This window comes from Burkholderia ubonensis subsp. mesacidophila, assembly GCF_002097715.1.
Taxonomy (GTDB): Bacteria; Pseudomonadota; Gammaproteobacteria; order Burkholderiales; family Burkholderiaceae; genus Burkholderia; species Burkholderia mesacidophila.
Genome location: NZ_CP020737.1, coordinates 1,900,633 through 1,919,411, shown reverse-complemented (window position 1 = coordinate 1,919,411; position 18,779 = coordinate 1,900,633). Strand labels below are relative to the sequence as shown.

The 18,779-nt window shown below is 67.5% G+C and carries 20 protein-coding genes; 11 read left to right on the top strand and 9 right to left on the bottom strand.

All coding sequences use genetic code 11. The features are described from left to right. Nucleotide 1 precedes the first annotated feature (1 nt). Nucleotides 2–700 carry a glutathione S-transferase N-terminal domain-containing protein gene (locus B7P44_RS09060; protein WP_084903052.1) on the top strand — a complete coding sequence of 233 codons (699 nt, stop codon included), beginning with the start codon at nucleotides 2–4 and terminating at the stop codon, nucleotides 698–700. A gap of 190 nt (nucleotides 701–890) precedes the next feature. Beyond that, nucleotides 891–1,598 (top strand): SDR family NAD(P)-dependent oxidoreductase, encoded by a 708-nt coding sequence (locus tag B7P44_RS09055; RefSeq protein ID WP_084903050.1) that lies wholly within the window; start codon nucleotides 891–893, stop codon nucleotides 1,596–1,598. Between the two features lie 32 nt (nucleotides 1,599–1,630). On the opposite strand, the gene B7P44_RS09050 is transcribed toward B7P44_RS09055, so the two are convergent. Continuing rightward, nucleotides 1,631–2,566 carry a LysR family transcriptional regulator gene (locus tag B7P44_RS09050; protein ID WP_084903048.1) on the bottom strand — a complete coding sequence of 312 codons (936 nt, stop codon included), beginning with the start codon at nucleotides 2,564–2,566 and terminating at the stop codon, nucleotides 1,631–1,633. A gap of 283 nt (nucleotides 2,567–2,849) precedes the next feature. Here B7P44_RS09050 and B7P44_RS09045 point away from each other — a divergent pair, with 283 nt between their 5' ends. From B7P44_RS09045 to B7P44_RS09035, 3 genes are all read left to right on the top strand, one after another. Beyond that, nucleotides 2,850–3,314, top strand: coding sequence for a RidA family protein (locus B7P44_RS09045; RefSeq protein ID WP_084903046.1), 465 nt, complete (start codon nucleotides 2,850–2,852; stop codon nucleotides 3,312–3,314). 212 nt (nucleotides 3,315–3,526) lie between these two features. After that, nucleotides 3,527–3,946 carry an organic hydroperoxide resistance protein gene (locus B7P44_RS09040; protein ID WP_084903043.1) on the top strand — a complete coding sequence of 140 codons (420 nt, stop codon included), beginning with the start codon at nucleotides 3,527–3,529 and terminating at the stop codon, nucleotides 3,944–3,946. Nucleotides 3,947–4,032: 86 nt separating this feature from the next. After that, nucleotides 4,033–4,377, top strand: a complete 345-nt coding sequence (locus B7P44_RS09035; RefSeq protein WP_084903040.1) for a DUF4148 domain-containing protein — start codon at nucleotides 4,033–4,035, stop codon at nucleotides 4,375–4,377. 135 nt (nucleotides 4,378–4,512) lie between these two features. Here B7P44_RS09035 and B7P44_RS09030 read toward each other — a convergent pair whose 3' ends face one another. The 4 genes from B7P44_RS09030 to B7P44_RS09020 form a co-directional block, all read right to left on the bottom strand. Beyond that, on the bottom strand, nucleotides 4,513–4,968 hold the full coding sequence (locus B7P44_RS09030) for a MarR family winged helix-turn-helix transcriptional regulator (protein ID WP_084903038.1): 456 nt from the start codon (nucleotides 4,966–4,968) through the stop codon (nucleotides 4,513–4,515). Between the two features lie 153 nt (nucleotides 4,969–5,121). Continuing rightward, on the bottom strand, nucleotides 5,122–5,265 hold the full coding sequence (locus B7P44_RS37115; protein WP_167389801.1) for a hypothetical protein: 144 nt from the start codon (nucleotides 5,263–5,265) through the stop codon (nucleotides 5,122–5,124). After that, entirely contained in the window at nucleotides 5,262–5,645 is a 384-nt protein-coding gene (locus B7P44_RS09025) for a GFA family protein (protein ID WP_084906551.1), read from the bottom strand. The genes B7P44_RS37115 and B7P44_RS09025 overlap by 4 nt, the downstream gene beginning before the upstream one ends. Before the next feature lie 127 nt (nucleotides 5,646–5,772). Next, the gene (locus tag B7P44_RS09020) at nucleotides 5,773–6,873 is read right to left on the bottom strand and encodes an NAD(P)H-dependent flavin oxidoreductase (protein ID WP_084903036.1); all 1,101 of its coding nucleotides are present in this window, start codon (nucleotides 6,871–6,873) and stop codon (nucleotides 5,773–5,775) included. Here B7P44_RS09020 and B7P44_RS37110 point away from each other — a divergent pair. Next, nucleotides 6,872–7,126: a hypothetical protein gene (locus B7P44_RS37110; RefSeq protein WP_162296960.1), complete on the top strand. Its 255-nt coding sequence runs from the start codon at nucleotides 6,872–6,874 to the stop codon at nucleotides 7,124–7,126. The genes B7P44_RS09020 and B7P44_RS37110 overlap by 2 nt on opposite strands. A gap of 276 nt (nucleotides 7,127–7,402) precedes the next feature. Here B7P44_RS37110 and B7P44_RS09015 read toward each other — a convergent pair whose 3' ends face one another. After that, on the bottom strand, nucleotides 7,403–7,822 hold the full coding sequence (locus B7P44_RS09015; protein ID WP_084903034.1) for an SRPBCC family protein: 420 nt from the start codon (nucleotides 7,820–7,822) through the stop codon (nucleotides 7,403–7,405). A 15-nt stretch (nucleotides 7,823–7,837) separates the two neighbouring features. Further along, a complete protein-coding gene (locus tag B7P44_RS09010; protein ID WP_084906548.1) occupies nucleotides 7,838–8,857 on the bottom strand; it encodes an aldo/keto reductase in 1,020 nt (339 codons plus the stop codon). A 100-nt stretch (nucleotides 8,858–8,957) separates the two neighbouring features. Between B7P44_RS09010 and B7P44_RS09005 the strand changes: the two genes are divergently transcribed. The 5 genes from B7P44_RS09005 (at nucleotide 8,958) to B7P44_RS08985 (ending at nucleotide 16,414) form a co-directional block, all read left to right on the top strand. Further along, the gene (locus tag B7P44_RS09005; protein ID WP_084903031.1) at nucleotides 8,958–9,869 is read left to right on the top strand and encodes a LysR family transcriptional regulator; all 912 of its coding nucleotides are present in this window, start codon (nucleotides 8,958–8,960) and stop codon (nucleotides 9,867–9,869) included. A 154-nt stretch (nucleotides 9,870–10,023) separates the two neighbouring features. Then, nucleotides 10,024–10,350: a DUF4148 domain-containing protein gene (locus B7P44_RS09000; RefSeq protein WP_084903029.1), complete on the top strand. Its 327-nt coding sequence runs from the start codon at nucleotides 10,024–10,026 to the stop codon at nucleotides 10,348–10,350. A gap of 294 nt (nucleotides 10,351–10,644) precedes the next feature. Next, entirely contained in the window at nucleotides 10,645–11,835 is a 1,191-nt protein-coding gene (locus tag B7P44_RS08995) for an efflux RND transporter periplasmic adaptor subunit (RefSeq protein WP_084903027.1), read from the top strand. Then, nucleotides 11,832–15,023, top strand: a complete 3,192-nt coding sequence (locus B7P44_RS08990) for an efflux RND transporter permease subunit (RefSeq protein ID WP_084903024.1) — start codon at nucleotides 11,832–11,834, stop codon at nucleotides 15,021–15,023. The genes B7P44_RS08995 and B7P44_RS08990 overlap by 4 nt, the downstream gene beginning before the upstream one ends. Then, on the top strand, nucleotides 15,020–16,414 hold the full coding sequence (locus B7P44_RS08985) for an efflux transporter outer membrane subunit (protein ID WP_084903021.1): 1,395 nt from the start codon (nucleotides 15,020–15,022) through the stop codon (nucleotides 16,412–16,414). The genes B7P44_RS08990 and B7P44_RS08985 overlap by 4 nt, the downstream gene beginning before the upstream one ends. Before the next feature lie 28 nt (nucleotides 16,415–16,442). Here the strand turns inward: B7P44_RS08985 and B7P44_RS08980 are convergent, their stop codons facing one another. After that, nucleotides 16,443–17,687, bottom strand: a complete 1,245-nt coding sequence (locus tag B7P44_RS08980) for a saccharopine dehydrogenase family protein (RefSeq protein WP_084903018.1) — start codon at nucleotides 17,685–17,687, stop codon at nucleotides 16,443–16,445. Nucleotides 17,688–17,730: 43 nt separating this feature from the next. After that, entirely contained in the window at nucleotides 17,731–18,648 is a 918-nt protein-coding gene (locus B7P44_RS08975; protein ID WP_084903016.1) for an acetoacetate decarboxylase family protein, read from the bottom strand. Between the last annotated feature and the right edge of the window lie 131 nt (nucleotides 18,649–18,779).

The following is an 18,779-nucleotide window of genomic DNA, read 5'->3' as shown; positions in this document are numbered from 1 at the left end:
CATGCTCGATCTCTACTACTGGACGACGCCCAACGGGCACAAGGTGACGATGTTCCTCGAGGAAGCCGGGCTGCCGTACCGGATCGTCCCGGTGAACATCGGCCGCGGCGAGCAGTTCGCGCCCGAGTTCCTGCGCATCGCGCCGAACAACCGGATTCCGGCGCTCGTCGACCAGGCGCCGGCCGATGGCGGCGAGCCGCTGTCGATCTTCGAATCGGGCGCGATCCTGCTGTACCTCGCGGACAAGACCCGCCGCTTCATTCCGCAGGACCTGCGCGGCCGCAATCTCGTGCTGCAGTGGCTGTTCTGGCAGATGGGCGGGCTCGGGCCGATGGCCGGGCAGAACCATCATTTCGCGCAATACGCGCCCGAACCGCTGCCGTATGCGATCGATCGCTACGTGAAAGAGACGTCGCGGCTGTACGGCGTGCTCGACAAGCAGCTGGCGGACGGCCGCGACTACATCGCGGGCGACTATTCGATCGCCGACATGGCGTGCTACCCGTGGATCGTGCCGCACGAGCGCCAGCGCCAGCGTCTCGGCGATTTCCCGCATCTGGCGCGGTGGTTCGAGCGGATCGGCGCGCGGCCGGCGACGATTCGCGCGTACGAACGCGCGAAGGAAATCAACGTCACGCCCGTCGTCGACGCGCAATCGCGCAGCATCCTGTTCGGGCAATCCGCCGCGACGGTGCGCTGACGCGATGCCGGCAACGCGGGGGCCGACGGCGGCATGCGTCGGCCCCCGCGTCGATTTGTTACCTCGACGCAAGACTGTTGGTCCACGGTGGGTGTTCGAAGTCGGCGCGGATGCGCCTAGAGTCCTGTCCATCGGATCCGTCGATCCGGTCGGCAACACCGCCGAGACCCATCACCCATCGAGGCAAATCATGAGCGCATCCAAAGTCATCATCGTCACCGGCGCGTCGCAAGGCATCGGCGCGGCAACCGTCGCCGCCTTCCGTGCGCGCAGCCATCGCGTCGTCGCCACGTCCCGTTCGATCGAGCCGTCGCACGATCCGGATCTCGTCACCATCGCCGGCGACATCGGCGATCCGAGCACCGCCCGGCGCGTGGTCGACACCGCGATCGAACGTTTCGGCCGGGTCGACACGCTCGTCAACAACGCTGGGGTCTTCATCGCGAAGCCGTTCACGCAGTACACGGCCGACGACTACGCGGCGATCACCAACGTCAACCTGAACGGTTTCTTCCACATCACGCAGCGTGCGATCGAAGCAATGCAGCGCCACGGCGGCGGCCATGTGGTCAGCATCACGACGAGCCTCGTGGACCACGCGAACAGCAACGTGCCGTCGGTGCTCGCGTCGCTGACGAAGGGCGGCCTGAACGCGGCGACGAAATCGCTCGCGATCGAATATGCGAAGGCGGGGATTCGCGTGAATGCGGTGTCGCCGGGCATCATCAAGTCGCCGATGCACGCGGTCGAGATGCATGCGACGCTTGCGTCGCTGCACCCGGTCGGCCGCATGGGCGAGATGAGCGACATCGTCGACGCGATTCTCTATCTCGACGCCGCGCCGTTCGTGACGGGCGAGATCCTGCACGTCGACGGCGGCCAGAGTGCCGGGCATTGAGTCCGAGCAAGCGCTCTCTGCGGGCGCTTCATCTATCGCGCCCGTTTGGCTCGCGCGTGTGCGAGCTGATCGACGAGGTAATCGACGAACACCCTGACGCGCGACGACAGGTAGCGTCCGTGCGGATAGAGCAGGATGAACGGCCGCGAACGGCCGCCGCGGTCGGGCAGCACCTCGACGAGGCGTCCGTCGCGCAGGTCCTGGTCGACGATGAAACGGTAGGTCTGGAACAGCCCCGCGCCGTGACGCGCGAGCGTCACGCCGGCGAGCACGTCGCCCGAGGTGCCGTAGCCGCCGGTCGTCGTGACGTCGAGCTCGTTGCCGGCCGCGTCGTGAAACAGCCACGGAATATTGCGGCCGCTGCTCGGCAGCTCGAACTGGATGCAGTCGTGCGCGTGCAGGTCGTCGACGGACTTCGGCGCGCCCGCGCGCTTCAGGTAGCCGGGCGTCGCGACCGCAACGAGTTCCGCATCCTCCAGCTTGCGCGCGATCAGGCTCGAATCGGCAGGCGCGCTGCCGCGAATCGCGAGATCGAACCCCTCTTCCGCAAAGTCGATGTTCCGGTTGCTCAGGTGCGCCTCGACCTGCACGTCCGGATACCGTTCGCGAAACGCGGGCAGCAGCGGCAAGACGCGGTAGTGGCCATACGGCGTCGGCATGCTGATCCGCAGCACGCCGGCGGGCGTCGTCTGCTGGCCCGTCACTTCGCGCTCCGCGTCGACGAGCTGCGACAGCGCCTGCCGGCACTGCTCGAAGTAGCGCCGCCCCGAGTCGGTCAGCCGGATCTGCCGCGTCGTCCGCACGAAGAGGCGCACGCCGAGGCGTTCCTCGAGCCGCGCCACCGACCGGCTCACCGCGGCCGGCGTGACGCTCGCGGCGGTCGCCGCCAGCGTGAAGCTGCCGAGCTCCGCCGCGAGACAGAACAGCTCGATGCTGCCGAGCAGCAGGTCGTCGAATTTTCGTTGCATGCGCTTGTTCCTGCGGATTCCGCCGCGACGGCGGCAACGCCGATCGGATGAGTGAGTGTGCACGATTATCGAGCGGGAAACCAGCGACCGGAACCTGCGCGCCGGCTACTCGCATCGCGCCGCATTCATTACATGACGTTCGGGATCATTTGCGCCGACGACATTTACCGGCGCCGCACGCGTGACTACAGTGACTGACAGGGATCCGGACCGGCATGCGCTAATCCGCTTCGTGCCGATCACGCCCATCACTTCACGGGAATTCAAGGAAAAGGAGGACGACATGACTGTCGAACGCAAACTCGCCGAACGCGGCCTCGCGTTGCCCGAGCCGCCGCAACCGCTGGGCAGTTACACGGCGGTCAGCGAAGCCGGCAACCTGCTGTTCGTGTCCGGCCAGGTGCCGCTCGCCGGCGGAAGGATGGCCTACACGGGGCGGGTCGGCGAGCAGTTGACCCTCAACGAAGGCAAGCAGGCGGCCCAACTGGCCGCGCTGAACGTGCTCGCGCAGATCGACCGGCACCTGGGCGGATTCGACCGGCTGCATCACATTGTGCGTGTCGAAGGACACGTCAGCTCGGCCGACGGATTCCACGGCCAGCCCGCGGTGATCGACGGCGCATCGGACCTGTTCGCCGCCGTGCTCGGCGACAAGGCCGGACATGCGCGCTCGGCGTTCTCGCACCGCCAGTTGCCGGCCGACGCGGCCGTCGCGCTGGTCGTGATCGCGCAGATCCTGCCGGCCTGAGCCCTGCCGCCTCACGGCGCAATGCGCTCGCCGCGGGGAAATGCCGCCGGACCGTCCGGTGATACCTCCCCGCATTGCTTCGCATACATTCACATACATCGCATACGATTTAATCGATACCGCTTGACATCGAAAAATGCCAGCGGCAGAATGCATCGCATGCGATCGAATCGCATGAGCAGATACCCGCTTCACCACTCCAGGAGTTCAAGATGAGCAAGATCGAAAAAGTGCTGTACACCGGCAAAACCCATACCTCGTCCGGCGGACGCGATGGCGCGGTGCGCAGTTCCGACGGCCGGCTGGATCTCCAGCTTTCGTCGCCGGGCAGCGCAGGCAGCGGCACCAATCCGGAGCAGCTGTTCGCCGCGGGCTGGTCGGCATGTTTCATCGGCGCGATGCAGCTCGCGGCCCGCGCGTCGAAAGTCACGCTGCCGCCGGATCTCGCGGTCGACGCCGAAGTGGATCTGGGCACGGCCGGCAACGCGTATTTCCTTCAGGCGCGGCTGAACGTCAGCGTGCCCGGCCTGGAGCGCGACGTCGCGCAACGCATCGTCGACGCCGCGCACCAGACCTGCCCGTATTCGAAAGCGACGCGCGGCAACATCGACGTCGCCATCAATCTGGTGTGAGCCTGTCCGCGCATGAGCCGATGCCCGCGGCCTGTCGGTCCGAAATCGGCGCCCCAATCATTGAACATCCTTTGTCGAGGTCAACCATGAAAACCCCTCTGATCGCTGCCCTGCTCGTCGCCGTTTCGGCCTCGTTCACCGCGCCCGCGTTCGCCGGCGTCGAAACTTCGCCGTCCGGTACGGCCGTCACGCGCGCGCAAGTGCGTGCGGAGCTGGCCGAATTGCAGAAAGCGGGCTACCAGCCCGGCCACCCCAACGATCCGCACTATCCGGACGACCTGCAGGCGGCCCTGAAGCGCATTCACGCGAATGACGCAGTCGCGGGCGACATGTCGGCATCCGGCTACGGCGACAACGGCGACGCAGCCACGCAGACCGGTCGCCGCAGCGTGATCCGCAGCGCCGAGCGCTCGATCTACTTCGGTCATTGAATGGACCAGCGGCTGGAATCGTCCGCACTGACGCCGTTGTATTCCCATCAAAAAAGCGCATACGATTTAATCGTATGCGCTTTTTGTCTTGAACGAAGCCGGAAGCGTTTCCGGCTTCCGCCTGCTCACCCGCCGTCATACCTGTTCCTGCTCCTCGGTCGAGCGGATCAGGTTATTGCGCAGCGTGACGATCGCCTTCTGCATCTTGGCGAACTCGTCGGGCTTCAGCCCGGTCGCCTCGACGAGATCCATGCCCAGCCCCTTCTCGCGCAGGCGCCGGCCCGTTTTCGTCAGGCTGACGAGCACCTGGCGCTCGTCGGCGGGATCGCGCTGACGCTGCAGGTAACCCATCGCTTCGAGCTTCTTCAGGATTGGCGTGAGCGTATTGGATTCGAGGAACAGCTTTTCGCCGAGGCTGCCGACCGTCTGGTTGTCCTCCTCCCACAGCGCAATGATCGTGATGTATTGCGTGTACGTGAGGCCAAGCTCCTCGAGAATGGGCTTGTAGGCCTTGCCGAAGGCCAGGTTCGCCGAATAGACGGCGAAGCACAGGAAGTCGGACAGCTTGGGCGCTGCTTGGGTCGGTTTCATGAGCTGCCTCCTTGTGGCAAAGATCGCGCGCGAATGCCCGCATTATATATCGCGTGCGATCTTATCGGAAGCAATCGGGATGGCCGGCGCGCGGCGCTCGCCGCGGCCGGTGGTTGCGCAGCGATGTGGACGAAGCCGGTTGCACCCCGGCGCTTACCGTCGCGGGTCGCCGTGCCGGTCCGTTTTCCTGTCGGCCCGCTGCCGGCTTTCCGTCATCAGCGAGCACTGCACCGGATGAACGAGCTCGGTCGCGAATCCGCCCGCGGCGAACAGGAGAATCGCCAGCCAGCGCTTCATGCGTCCTCCACCACGGACAGGCTGGCGCCGTCGGCGACCGTGGCTTCGAGCGCATATGCATCGATGCCGTCGAGACAGCCGAGGTTGACGCGCCAGCACGCGGGGTCCTTGCGCGTCTGATGGAACGGATAGATGCCGCAGTGCCGGCAGAAGTAGTGTTTCGCGACGCGCGTGTTGAACTGGTAGACCGTCAGCGCGTCCCGGCCGGCCAGGATGCGGAGGTCGCGACCGTCGAACATCGGGCTCATCAGCGCGCCCTTGCGGCGGCACAGGCTGCAGTTGCAGCGTCCCGCCGGCGTGACGGCGGTGCGGACTTCGAATTTCACGGCCCCGCAATGGCAGGACCCTTTGAGCCAGGCAGCTTGTTGCGTTTGTTGCATGTTGCGCTCCATATCGAGGTCATGCATTGCGTTATAGCGCACGCGACAGGCTGCCTTGTATCGCGATGTATCGACGCCGCCGACCGATACGAAGCGATTCATTTCGCGCGGCTTGCGGCCGCACGCGTTACGCCCAGCGCGCCTGCAACCGCTCGATGGCGTCGCGCAATTCCCGCTCCAGCTGCGCGAAGAGTTCGGCGGCCGGCAACGCGCGCGCAAGCGGCGCCGCCTGCCCTGCCCATTGCGCGCCGTAGCCGAACTCGCCCTTCGCCTTCGCCGCGGCATGCAGCGCCTTGCCGGCGTCATACGCGATCGGGTAAGCGGGCGTTCGGGGCGCATCCGGCGCGGCGCCGAGCTCGGTCAGCCGGTTCGCCATGCTCCGCGCGGCCCGCCCGGAAATCGCCGTCGTGAGCGTGGTGCGCCGTGCCGCTTCGCCGAGGATCGCGCGGCGGTAGCCGTCGTCGATCGACGTTTCGGGGCATGCGACGAACGCGGTGCCGAGCTGCGCGGCCTGCGCGCCGAGCGCGAGGGCCGCCGCGATGCCGGCGCCATCCATGATCCCGCCGGTGGCGATGACGGGCAGCGCGCGTTCGCTGACCAGGAGACGGGTCAGCGCGAACGCGCCGAGACGGTCGTCGGCGGCGGTCGAGTCGAATACGCCGCGATGCCCGCCCGCCTCGATGCCCTGCGCGACGACCGCGTCAATGCCCGCCGCGGCGATCTGCCGCGCCTCGTCGAGATTCGTCGCGGTGGCGAACAGCGCGATGCCGGCGCGCTTCAGCGCGTCGATCACGTCGGCGGGCGGCAGCCCGAAGTGAAAGCTGACGACAGCCGGCCGCTCGTCGACCAGCATCTGCTGCATCGCGCGATCCGCGACGAAGCTCGTATAGATCTCCGACAGCGCTGCCGGCGGCGTCGCGTCGTATTGCGCGAACACCGGCGCGAGCCAGTCGAGCCACGCGCGCTCAACCGCCGCATCCGCGGTGGCCGGCCGGTGGCAGAACACGTTGACGTTGAACGGTCGCTCGGTGAGCGCGCGGGTGTCGCGGATCATCTTGCGCGCGCCGTCGGTGTTCGTCGCGCCGAGGCCCAGCGAGCCGAGCCCGCCGGCATTCGAGACGGCGGCCGCGAGCGCCGGCGTGCTGGTGCCCGCCATCGGCGCCTGGATGATCGGAGCCCGGATGCCGAGCCGGTGCAACAGGGGCGAGTGCTCGGGTGACGTGTTCATGACGCTTGCTCTCCTGACGAAACGGGTTGTCGACGCCGGTTCTCGTGCGCGCGCGGATGGGCTTTCGCGCCGTCGGCCGGCCGACGGCCGGGTATTCCGGCACTGCGCTCATGCTACGCCTGCCACCGGCACGCTCGACGGCGCTGCGAAGCACCCGCAACGCGTGTGCCGATGCACCGTTCGCCGCGAGGCTGCCCTCGTCGAGCGTGGCGACGAACACTTTCATCGCATCGATTCGGTCCATGGCGCGTGAGGGTCGGCAGGAAAACGATCGTGCAGTCTACCGCACGCAAAGACGCCGCTCGGGCATGGCACGCGTGGCGCCATGCCCGAGCGGCGGGTCGGGAACGCGGGGGGAATCGCCCTGTCTCCGATCGATTTCGTGGCACAGGGTCGATGCGCCGTGCGGCGCTGACGGCCGGTCAGCCGCCCGCCCCGCTTCGGTCGCACGCAACGACGCACGCAACGACGCACGCAACATCGCACGCCAGCCGGACGGCTGTGGGGCGACCGTCCGGCCGACGCATCGTTACGCGGTTGCCGAGAACCGCTTCGCGAGTTCGTTCAGGCCGTCTTCGTAGATGCCGCGGAACAGCTTGCCGGCTTCCTCGTCGGTCGAGCCGTTCGGCGTGAAGGTGCCGGACCATTCGACTTTCGACGCGTTCGGGCCGTTTTCGCGCACGCGCAGCGTGGAGCGATAGTTCACGACCGGGAACGGCGCCTCGAGGATCGCGTAGCTGTAGCTGCGCTCCGCTTCGTCGAACGCGATCAGGCGCTCGACGATCGTCGCGCCGGCCGGATTGGCCAGCCGGCGCACGCGCCCGCCTTCGCTCAGTTCGCTGTCCGGAATGTACGACAGCCAGTCGGGCAGCGACCCGAACCCGCCGATCAGCGTCCAGACCTCGCCGGCCGAAGCCGGGATGTCGATGCTTGCGTATGCCTGTGCCATTGCGTCATCTCCTGTTCAACGATCGGTCGGCAGCGGCGCATTGGCCGCGACGAGACCTTGCTCACGCATGTCGCGCCAGAAGTCGGCCGGAATGACCTCCTTCAGCGCGGCCTGGTCTTCCGCGATCCGCGACGGACGGCTCGCGCCCGGAATGACCGCGACGGATGCCGGATGCGCGAGCGCGAATTGCAGCGCAGCAGCCTTCACGCTCACGTTGTGGCGCGCGGCGACGGCCTTGACCCGTTCGACCTTGGCGAGGATCTCCTGTGACGCCTTCTGGTATTCGAAGTGCGTGCCGCCCGCGAGCACGCCCGAGCTGTACGGACCGCCGACGACGATATCGACGCCCTGGGCCGCCGCTGCCGGCATCAGGCGCTGCAGCGCACGCTCATGGTCGAGCAGCGAATAGCGGCCCGCCAGCAGGAACCCGTCCGGCTGTGCCTCGGACAGATCGAGGGTCAGCTCGCACGGCTCGACGCGATTGACGCCGAGGCCCCACGCCTTGATCACGCCTTCTTCACGCAGCTTGGTCAGCACACGGAATGCCCCCTTGCGCGCGACTTCGAACTGCGCGAGCCATTCGTCGCCGTAGAAATCCTGCGCGATGTCGTGGATCCAGACGATGTCCAGACGATCCATGCGAAGGCGCTTCAGGCTGTCCTCGATCGAGCGCAGCGTCGCGTCGGCCGAGTAGTCGTTGACGATGCGGTTCGGGCGGCCGAATTCGAACAGCCCGCCCTTCTCGCCGAGATCGCGAGCCGTGACGTCTTCGATCTCGTCGAGGATCACTCGGCCGACCTTCGTGCTAAGCACGAATTCGTCGCGCGGATGGTTGGCCAGCGCTTCGCCGACGCGCATTTCAGACAGGCCCGCGCCGTAGAACGGCGCCGTGTCGAAATAACGCACGCCCTGTTGCCACGCGGCTTCGACCGTCGCCAGCGCTTCGTCTTCGGGGATGTTGCGGAACATGTTGCCGAGCGGTGCAGCGCCGAAGCCCAGGACCGCGCCAGCCGGGAGTTTGCCTTTGAGACTCATGAATTTCTCCATGTGTGGGGGAAAGTGAGCCCAGTCTAGGTTGCGCAGTTATGCCTGTCCAAGACATAATTCGACAAACTTGAGTCACACGAGGTCTTATATGCTCGACATGCGCCAACTCCAGTACTTCATTGCGGTGGCGGAGGAGGAACACGTCGGCCGCGCCGCGGAACGTCTGCACATTTCGCAATCGCCGCTCAGCCGCCAGATCGCCCAGTTCGAGGAAAAGCTCGGCCTGACGCTGTTCGAACGTACCCAGCAGCGCATCCGGCTGACGCGCGACGGCCGCACGTTCCTGAGCGAGGCGCGCGCCTTTTTGACGCACGCGAACCGGCTGGAATCGCTCGCGCGGCGGCTGGGCAAAGGCGACGAAGGCGGCCTGTGCATCGGCTACCTGGAAACGTCGATGCACTCGGGCGTGCTGCCCCGCGCGCTGAAGGCGCTGCGCGCGGACCGTCCCGCCGTGCACATCGCGCTGTACAACTATCAATCCACCGCGCAGCTCGAGGGCTTGCGCGAACGCAGCCTCGACATCGCGCTCGTCAGCGAGCCCCCTGCCGACGACGACGCGGAGCTGGAGTCATCGCTGGTGCTGAACGATCCGATGCTGCTGGCAATGCCCGACGAGCACCCGCTGGCCAGGAAGCGGACGCTGTCGGCGGACGACCTCGCCACGCAACCCTGGATCGGCGTCACGCAAGAGGAAAGCGCGCCGCGCCACGGCGCGTTCGTGGCGGCCTGCGCGAAGGCGGGCTTTTCCCCGAACATCACCGTCGAGGCGACCGAGCCCCTGGCGGCGTTGGGGCTGGTCGCGGCCGGACTCGGCATGACGATGATCCAGCAGAGCCTGCGCGAGCAAGTGCCGGAAGGCGTCGTGGTGCGCGAGCTGCCGTGGTTCTGCTACCGCACGCCCCTGTGGGCCGCGTGGCACAAGGTCAACCTGCGGCCGCTGGTCGGCATCTTCCGGGAAATCCTGGTCACCGCGAACAGCGTCGAGTTCTCGGGCAAGTGACGCCGTCGGGCGCCGGCAACCGCGCCCGATTCGTGATTGCCGGTCAAGATTCATTTCACCGGGCGACGGTTTTTCCGCGACGACGGGAAACCTATAGTGGCGCCACTCGCAACGACATCGCTGCGACTCACTTAACCCGACACAGGTGCCCATCATGAAATCGTTCGTATCCGCAACCATCGCCGCACTGATCCTTGCCGCGCCGGCCCTTTCCTTCGCCCAGCAAGCCGATCATGCGCCGACGCGCGCCGAGGTCGAGGCGGAACTCGCCCGCCTCGAAGCCGCCGGCTATCGCCCCGCGGCGGATCACACCCGGTATCCGCCGAACATCCAGGCCGCCCAGCGACGCGTCGACCAGCAGCAGGTCGTGCAAACCAGCGCGCCCGTCGCAGCGGGTTTCGGCAGCGAGACGCGCACGGCAACCGAATCCGGCCGGCCCGCGATGACGAGCGGCCGCGATGCGCTCTATCGCCGTCATTGATTCCGGTCGACGCGCGCGACACGGCATTCCGCGCATCGCGCCAGCCTCCGCTCGCCCCTTCTGAAAAACCGGCCCGATTCGCCTGAACAGGCGTTCGGGTCGCGTTTCGTTGCACCCGTCGTCGTACCCGTCCCACGCTCCTCGAAGCCGACGCGCATTCTGCCGCCACGCGGTGCGATTCGTGACTGCGCAGTACAAGTTCTTATGCCGATGCCTGCGTTTATCCGCCGCGCGCGGGCAACGATACTGCGCACCATCCGGCATGTGCCGACCCATTTCACACGTGGCATCAACATGAACAGGTTCCCAGGATTCAAGCGCATCGCACTGCCTGCCGGGCTGCTCGCCGTCCCGCTGGCCGCGATGCTGGCGCTGTCCGGCTGCCAGTCGGACGACAAGACGCCGGCGGCGCTGCCCAGCGTCGTCGTCAGCCAGCCCGTCGCGCGCAACGTCAACGACGTCGACGTCTATACCGGTCGCTTCGAGGCCGTCGACACCGTCGACGTGCGCCCGCGCGTGAGCGGCTATCTCGAGAAGGTCGCGTTTCAGGACGGCGCGTCCGTCAAGAAAGGCGATCTGCTCTTCGTCATCGACCCGCGTCCCTACCAGGCCGCCGTCACGGCCGCGCAAGGCGCGCTCGAGCGCGCGCAGTCGCAATTGAAGCTGAGCCGGCAGGACTTCGAGCGGGCCAGCGTGCTGATCAAGACCGACACCATCGCGCAGAGCCTCTACGACCAGCGCCGGCAGGCCGTGCAAAGCGCGCAGGCCGAAGTGACGAGCGCCCAGGGCGCGCTCGAGCGCGCGCAGCTCGACCTGTCGTTCACGCGCATCGTCGCGCCGATGTCCGGCCGGATCAGCCGCAAGCTCGTCAGCGAAGGGAACCTCGTGAAAGGCGGCGACAGCGATGCGACGGTGCTGACGACGATCGTGTCGCAGGATCCGATCGACATCTATTTCGACGTCGACGAGGAAAGCTACCTGCGCTATACGCGCGAAGCCGCGAAAAGTGGCGGCAGCGCGTCGTCGCGGCAGGTGTCGATCGCGCTGCCGGGCGACGCGCAGCCGTCGCTGGCCGGCACCATGGATTTCGTCGACAACCGCCTCGACAACTCGACCGGCACGCTGCGGCAGCGCGCCCGCGTCGCCAATCCCGACCGGCGCCTGAATCCCGGCCAGTTCGGCCGCGTCTACCTGTCGAGCAAGGTTGCCCACCCCGCGTTGCTGGTGCCGGACGCCGCGGTCGCGACGGACGCGACGCGGCGCGTGCTGTATTTCGTCGACGCCGGCGGCGTCGTGTCCGTGCGCCCGGTCGTGCCCGGACGCCTGTTCGGCAACCTGCGCGAAATCTCGTCCGGCCTGAAAGCCGGCGACAAGGTGATCGTCGACGGCTTCGAGCGCGTGCGGCCCGGCGACAAGGTCAAGCCGATGGCGCGCCGCATCGACGCGACCGTCGCGGCGAACGACGTCAAGGAGAATCCGCAATGAACCTCGGCAGCCTGTCCGTCCGGCAGCCGGTGCTCGCGATCGTGCTGTCGATCGTGCTGACCATCGCCGGCGCGCTCGCCTACTTCTCGCTCGCGGTGTCCGAGTATCCGGAGATCGCGCCGCCGACCGTCGTGATCACGGCCAACTACCCGGGCGCGTCCGCCGAAACCGTGGCGCAAACCGTGTCGACGCCGATCGAGCTCGAAGTCAACGGCGTCGAGGACATGATCTACATGTACAGCCAGGCGACGTCCGACGGCAGCCTGAACATCACCGTGACGTTCAAGCCCGGCACCGACGTCGACAAGGCGCAGGTGCTCGTGCAGAACCGCGTCGCGCTCGCGACGCCGCGCCTGCCCGAGCCCGTGCAGCGCAGCGGCGTGTCGGTGCGCAAGTCGTCGCCGACGCAGCTCGGCACGATCTTCATCTATTCGCCGGACCAGAGCTACGACCAGCTCTACGTGTCGAACTACGCGATCCGCAACGTGGCGGACTCCCTCAAGCGCATCCAGGGCGTCGGCGACATCAACCCGCTCGGCGCGCGCGAATACTCGATGCGCATCTGGCTCGATCCGGAGCGCATCGCGTCGTTCAACCTGAGCCCGAGCGACCTGATCGCCGCGGTCCGTTCGCAGAACACGCAGCTCGCGGGCGGCGTGGTCGCGCAGGCGCCGATCACGAACCAGGCGTTCCAGCCGAACCTGATTTTCGAGGGGCGGCTCAAGCGTCCGGAGGATTTCAGCAACATCGTCGTCAAGCAGGGGCAGGACGGGCGCCTGGTGCGCCTGAAGGACGTCGCGCGCATCGAAGTCGGCGCGCTCGCGTACTCGACCGACAGCTACATGCTGCGCCACCCGACGATCGCGCTGCAGGTGCTGCAGCAACCCGGCGCGAACGCGGTCGCGACGATGGATGCGGTCGAGAAGAAGATGGCCGAATTGGCCAAGGACTTCCCGAAGGGCATCGTCTACAACATCGGCTACAACCCGACCGCGTTCATCGGCGACAGCATCCACGAGCTGGTCAAGACCATCTACGAGGCGGTCGTGCTCGTCGTGTTCGTCGTGCTGCTGTTCCTGCAGGGCTGGCGGCCGTCGATCATCCCGATCCTGTCGATCCCCGTGTCGCTCGTCGGCACGTTCGCGGTGATGGCGACGCTCGGCTACTCGCTCAACAACCTGACGCTGTTCGGGCTCGTGCTCGCGGTGGGGATCGTCGTCGACAACGCGATCGTCGTGGTCGAGAACGTCGAGCGGCATCTCGCGTCGGGCGCGAACCCGCGCGACGCGACGCTCGTGACGATGAAGGAAGTCGGCGGCGCGCTGTTCGCGATCACGCTCGTGCTGTGCGCGGTGTTCGTGCCGACCTCGTTCATTCCCGGCATCTCCGGCCAGTTCTTCCGCCAGTTCGGCGTGACGATCGCCGTGTCCACCGCGATTTCGTTCTTCACGTCGGTGACGCTCGCGCCCGCGCTGTCCGCGATGATGCTGAAAGCGCACGGCGACGCGCACGATGCCCACGCGTCGGTTTCGCGCGCGGCGGCGCTGTTCGACCCGCTCATGCGCATCGTGCAGCGCTTCGCGAACGCGTTCAACCGGGTGTTCCTGCGCCTGTCCGGCGCCTACGGCGCGTTGGTGCGCAAGATCGTCCGGATCATCCCGGCGATGACCGTGCTGTACGTCGTGCTGATCGCCGCGACCGGCTATCTGCTGGTGTCGAGCCCGAAGGGCTTCATCCCCGCGCAGGATCGCGGCTATGTGGTCGTGCTGGTCAAGACGCCCGACGGCTCGACGCTCGAACGCACCAGCGCGGTTGCGCGCAAGATCGAGGACATCGCGCTGTCCGTGCCGGGCGTCGCGCGCGTGCCGGTGTTCTCCGGCGTCAACGCCGCGACCGGCACGAATTCCGCGAACAGCGCGGGCCTGTTCCCGGTGTTCAAGCCGTGGCCGGAACGCAAGGCGCAGGGCCTGACGATCGACAAGATCGCGGACGAGCTGCGCAAGCGCCTCTCCGTCATCACCGAAGCGTCGATCGTCGTCGCGATGCCGCCGCCGGTGCAGGGTCTCGGCAGCACGGGCGGCTTCGCGATGCGGCTCGAGGACCGGGGCGGGCTCGGCACCGCCGCGCTCGCGAAGGCGACGCAGGATCTCGTCGCGGCCGCCAACCAGACCCCGGGGATGGTCGGCGTCTACACGCCCTACTCCGCGACCAGCCCGCAGGTACACGTCGACCTCGACCGCGAGAAGGCCGAGATGCTCGGCGTGCCGAGCCAGCAGATCAACGATGCGGTCGAGACGTATTTCGGGTCGACCTATATCAACGACTTCAACATCGTCGGGCGCACCTACCGCGTGACCGCGCAGGCCGACCTGCCGTTCCGCGTGACGGCCGCCGACCTCGCGAGGCTGAAGGTGCGCAACGCGAACGGCGACATGGTGCCGATCGGCAGCGTGACGCGCATCGCGGATTCGCTCGGCGTCGACCGTGCGCCGCGCTACAACCTGTATCCGGCCACCGAGATCAACGGCGACACGGAACCGGGCCTCGGCTCCGGCTACGCGATCAAGACGATGGAGACGCTCGCCAGGCAGGTGCTGCCGCCCGGCATCGCGTTCGAATGGACCGATCTGTCGTACCAGCAGACCACGGCCGGCAACACGGGGCTGCTCGTGTTCCCGCTGTGCGTGCTGCTCGTCTACCTGGTGCTGGCCGCGCAGTACGGCAGTTGGAGCCTGCCCGCGTCGATCCTGCTGATCGTGCCGATGTGCCTGCTGGCCGCGTCGCTCGGCGTCCGGGCGCTCGGCCAGGACGTGAACATCCTCACGCAGATCGGCTTCATCGTGCTGGTCGGGCTGGCCGCGAAGAACGCGATCCTGATCGTCGAGGTCGCGCGGCAGCTGGAGGCCGAAGGCAAGGAACTCGTCGAGGCCGTCGTCGAGGCGTGCGTGCAGCGCCTGCGGCCGATCGTGATGACGTCGCTCGCGTTCATTCTCGGCGTGCTGCCGCTCGTCATCTCCGAAGGCGCCGGCGCGGAGATGCGCCAGGCGGTCGGCGCGGCGGTGTTCTTCGGGATGATCGGCGTGACCGTCTTCGGCCTGCTGTTTACGCCCGTGTTCTATGTGCTGGTCCGCCGGCTCGCGATGCGCAAGGGCGGCGTCGCGGTAGTCGCCGAGGAGGTGTCGCAATGAAGTTCATCCGTCTCGTTGCCGCGCTTTCAGCGGCAGCCGTCCTGACCGCGTGCACGAGCGCGCCGGTCGCCAACGTGTCGCCGCCGCCGCTCGCCGCGACCTATGCGAACGGGGATCTCGCGCCAGGCGGCCCGCTTCCCGATCTCGGCGCATGGTGGCATGGCTTTCATGATCCGATTCTCGACCGGCTGGTCGACACGGCGCTCACGAACAACCTGGACCTGAAGGCGGCGGTCGCGCGCATCGACGCGGCGCGCGCGGTGCGGGTCGGCGCGGCCTCGCAGTGGCTCCCGTCGCTCGACCTGAACGCGGATGCGGGCCGCCAGCGGCTGTCCGCGTCGCAGGCGTTCCCGACCAATACGCCGACGACCGGCAACGCGTTCGGGCTCAATGCGAGCCTCTCGTGGGAAGTCGACATCTTCGGCCGCATCCGCCAGGGCGTGTCGGCGGCCGACGCGGACATCGTGTCGGCGCAAAACGACGCGCAGGCGGTGCGGATCGCGACGATCGACGAAACCGTGCGGACCTATGTGACGGTGCGCGGCCTCGAGCAGCGGATCGCGCTGGTCGAAGCCAACGCGCTGAGCCAGCGCGGCACCGAGCAATCGACGCGCCGCATGTTCGAGGCGGGCGTCGTGCCGGTCGCCGACGTCGACCGCGCGACCGCGCAGACCGAGACGACGCTGGCCGAGCTGCCCGCGCTGCAGCTGCAGCGCCAGACCGCGATTCACCGGCTGTCGATCATCACCGCGTCGACGCCGCAGGACGCCTATGCGCGGCTCGACCCGCCCGCCCCCGCGCCGGTGTGGACGTCCCCCGCATCCGGCATCGGCACGCCTGCCGACCTGTTGCGCCGGCGGCCGGACGTGCGCGCCGCCGAGGCGCGCGTCGTCGCGGCCTATGCGCGGATCGGCGTGGCCGAGGCCGACCTCAAGCCGCACCTGCAGCTGATCGGCATCATCGGCGCGGCGGTCGACGGCTTCTCGGGCGCGACGTTCGCCCGGTCGCTCGCGTGGCTGGCGGGCGCCAGCGCGGGCGCGCCGCTGTTCGACGGCGGCCGGCGGCGCAGCGTCGTCGCGCTGCGTCGCGCGCAGGCAGACCAAGCGGTCGACGCCTATCGCGCGACCGTGCTCGCCGCGGTGAACGACGTCGAGACGTCGGTCGCGGCGACCGCGCGGAACCGGAGCCGGGTGGCAAGCCTCGAGCGTGCGGTGTCGAGCGCGCGCGGTGCGTACACGCAGATCAACCGCTCGTGGCGCAGCGGCGAGTCGGCGTTCATCGACACGCTGGAAGTGCAGCGCTCGCTGCTGGCAGTCGAGGATTCGCTGGCGCAGGCGCAGACCGACGAGCAGTTGAGCCAGGTCGGGCTGATGAGCGCGCTGGGTCAGTAATCCCGGCCGGACCGGATACGACGCGCGCTCAAATCAGCTCGAAACGCAGCCCCGCATGGCGAACCAGACGCTCGACGAAGCGCTCGTCGAACATCGTGGCGGGCGTCCAGAAGCCGCCGCCGCGCCCCGTCTTCTCGCCGTCCGTGCGGCAATCCAGCGCGAGACTGATCGCGGCCTGGCCGAGCATCTTGCCCGTGGAGCCGTAACCCGGATCGCGATCTCCGGTGACTTTCACGCGCAAGGTCTGCCCGTCGTCGGTGCGGCCGAAGAATCGCAAATCGTAGCGGCCGGCCAACTGGGCCTCGACGCTCGGCCCCTCGCCGGGCTTCGGCAGCAGGAACCGCTCCATCAGGCCGCGCACCGGCTTGATGACGACGCCCGCCATGAACGCGCCGAGGCCGGCCACCATCGTCAGGGCGGCCAGGCGGCCTTTGAGGCCCGCGCCCGTCATGACGGCTTCGTCATAGGTGAACCGGCTGCCGTAGGCGTTGCCCGCAAGCGCGTTGGAGCGATGCACGACACGCTCGTTGACGGCCGCCATCACGAACGGCGCGATCCACGCATCACAGTCGCGATCGAACTCGGCCGACCTGACGGCGTGTTGCCGCACCGTGAATCCATGCCCTTTCGGGCACAGCGAATAAGGATCGAGCAGCGCCCTGCGCAACGCGGGATCGGCCGCGGCTTCCCGAACGACGTTGATCACGCTCGCCACCGTTCCGCCCGACGCGCCCCCCTTCAGCGTCCGGACGCGCATCTTCACCTGCCCGGCCGGCACGCCCCACTGCCGCCTTGCCTGTTGCTGCAGGAAAAAGACGCCCATGTCCGACGGAACCGAATCGAAGCCGCAGCAATGGACGATGCGCGCCCCCGATTGCCGGGCCGCGGGTTCGTACTTCTCGATCATCCGCTTGATCCACTGGGTCTCGCCGGTGAGGTCGCAGTAATCCGTGCCGCTTTCCGCGCACGTCCTGACCAGCGGCTCCCCGTAAAGCGCATAGGGTCCGACGGTCGACACGACCACCCGCGTTTGCGCACATAGCGCTTGCAGCTGCGCTTCGTCGGCCGCGTCGGCGACGATGATCGGCAACGACTGCCCCGCCGCGCCCAGCGTATCCCTGAGCCGCCTGAGCTTCGTTTCCGAGCGGCCGGCGATGGCCCAGCGCAGCGTCTCGCCGGCGCCCGACAGGTGTTCGGACAGGTAGCGGGTCAGGATCTGCCCGACGAAGCTGGTGGCGCCGAATACGACGAGATCATGGGTCGGAGCGGTCATGGACGATTCCTTCGGAGCGGGCGTGGCGGGGGCATCGGCGACGTTACCTTGGCTTTCCGGGTGCATCGAACGCCTTTAAAGGCGTCGGCAGGTTCAGGACCAGTTGCGCGTCCTTGACCACGTCGAGACGCAACATGGTGGATGCGCCCAGTCCGTCGAGCAACTGGCTCAGCGGACCGCCGTGCCGCACCAGCCGGACGTCTCGCGGCAACAGGCGCTGCGCGAACGACAGCGTATTGGTCTGCACCGAAGTCTGGTGCCATTCGCCGTCGATGAGATTGATCATGGTCGTCGTGCCCATCCGCGATTGCGGCGCAACGGTGTTCAGCGCGGGCAGCGGCGCGCTCAGGCTCAGGTCCGGCCGACCTCCCGGACCGGCAATGCGGGCGCTTGCGTCGGCGCCGATGTTCACGTCGATATCGGCGAGCCATTTCGGCAGCTGATAGCCATGTACGCCGCGAACCCGCGCGATTTCCGTGGTGACGGGAAGCGCCAGCACATGCGCGACGAAGCTCCGGCGCCGCATGGAATCGATCAGCTCCAGCGCGTGCGACCCTCGCGCACCGGGCCTGCGGATGACCACGGCGACGGACACTTCGTCGTAGGGATCGTTGTCGCAGACCGCATACGAAAAGAACGTCAGCGCCACCAGCCCGTACCCGGGAAGCGCCCGCAGCGGCTCGAGCGGCGCCGGCAGCATGGCCCGCAAACGTTCGAGCGGCGCAAGGAACAACAGCTGGATGTTGCTGGAACGGTAGTAGAAGTTCGGCGCCCACGTCGGGCCGACCCGCGAAGCAACCAGACGCTTCGGTATCCGACGGAAAAAATCGATGTTACCCGCGGCGGGATCGCGCGCCACCTCGTCCAGGTTCGGATTCATCCGGAACCGGTCGTAGTATCCGCCTTCAGGCACGTCGACCTTGTGCGGCCCGAATTCGACCTGTGCAAACCGCCTGTCCATGTTCGTTGCCCCTCCTCGATGATTGACCGTGGCAGGCAACACCCGAAGCCTGCTGACTCACTGCTGTCGGCAAGCACTTTAAGGTTGAACTCAACTTCAAGGTCAAGGGCCCGGATAGAGGAACACGTCGG

Excerpts from the sequence above, each read along its gene's own strand:
- B7P44_RS09060 (WP_084903052.1), top strand. The coding sequence starts at position 2 with ATGCTCGATCTCTACTACTGGACGACGCCCAACGGGCACAAGGTGACG.
- B7P44_RS09055 (WP_084903050.1), top strand. The coding sequence starts at position 891 with ATGAGCGCATCCAAAGTCATCATCGTCACCGGCGCGTCGCAAGGCATC.
- B7P44_RS09050 (WP_084903048.1), bottom strand. The coding sequence starts at position 2,566 with ATGCAACGAAAATTCGACGACCTGCTGCTCGGCAGCATCGAGCTGTTC.
- B7P44_RS09045 (WP_084903046.1), top strand. The coding sequence starts at position 2,850 with ATGACTGTCGAACGCAAACTCGCCGAACGCGGCCTCGCGTTGCCCGAG.
- B7P44_RS09040 (WP_084903043.1), top strand. The coding sequence starts at position 3,527 with ATGAGCAAGATCGAAAAAGTGCTGTACACCGGCAAAACCCATACCTCG.
- B7P44_RS09035 (WP_084903040.1), top strand. The coding sequence starts at position 4,033 with ATGAAAACCCCTCTGATCGCTGCCCTGCTCGTCGCCGTTTCGGCCTCG.
- B7P44_RS09030 (WP_084903038.1), bottom strand. The coding sequence starts at position 4,968 with ATGAAACCGACCCAAGCAGCGCCCAAGCTGTCCGACTTCCTGTGCTTC.
- B7P44_RS37115 (WP_167389801.1), bottom strand. The coding sequence starts at position 5,265 with ATGAAGCGCTGGCTGGCGATTCTCCTGTTCGCCGCGGGCGGATTCGCG.
- B7P44_RS09025 (WP_084906551.1), bottom strand. The coding sequence starts at position 5,645 with ATGCAACAAACGCAACAAGCTGCCTGGCTCAAAGGGTCCTGCCATTGC.
- B7P44_RS37110 (WP_162296960.1), top strand. The coding sequence starts at position 6,872 with ATGACGCTTGCTCTCCTGACGAAACGGGTTGTCGACGCCGGTTCTCGT.
- B7P44_RS09020 (WP_084903036.1), bottom strand. The coding sequence starts at position 6,873 with ATGAACACGTCACCCGAGCACTCGCCCCTGTTGCACCGGCTCGGCATC.
- B7P44_RS09015 (WP_084903034.1), bottom strand. The coding sequence starts at position 7,822 with ATGGCACAGGCATACGCAAGCATCGACATCCCGGCTTCGGCCGGCGAG.
- B7P44_RS09010 (WP_084906548.1), bottom strand. The coding sequence starts at position 8,857 with ATGAGTCTCAAAGGCAAACTCCCGGCTGGCGCGGTCCTGGGCTTCGGC.
- B7P44_RS09005 (WP_084903031.1), top strand. The coding sequence starts at position 8,958 with ATGCTCGACATGCGCCAACTCCAGTACTTCATTGCGGTGGCGGAGGAG.
- B7P44_RS09000 (WP_084903029.1), top strand. The coding sequence starts at position 10,024 with ATGAAATCGTTCGTATCCGCAACCATCGCCGCACTGATCCTTGCCGCG.
- B7P44_RS08995 (WP_084903027.1), top strand. The coding sequence starts at position 10,645 with ATGAACAGGTTCCCAGGATTCAAGCGCATCGCACTGCCTGCCGGGCTG.
- B7P44_RS08990 (WP_084903024.1), top strand. The coding sequence starts at position 11,832 with ATGAACCTCGGCAGCCTGTCCGTCCGGCAGCCGGTGCTCGCGATCGTG.
- B7P44_RS08985 (WP_084903021.1), top strand. The coding sequence starts at position 15,020 with ATGAAGTTCATCCGTCTCGTTGCCGCGCTTTCAGCGGCAGCCGTCCTG.
- B7P44_RS08980 (WP_084903018.1), bottom strand. The coding sequence starts at position 17,687 with ATGACCGCTCCGACCCATGATCTCGTCGTATTCGGCGCCACCAGCTTC.
- B7P44_RS08975 (WP_084903016.1), bottom strand. The coding sequence starts at position 18,648 with ATGGACAGGCGGTTTGCACAGGTCGAATTCGGGCCGCACAAGGTCGAC.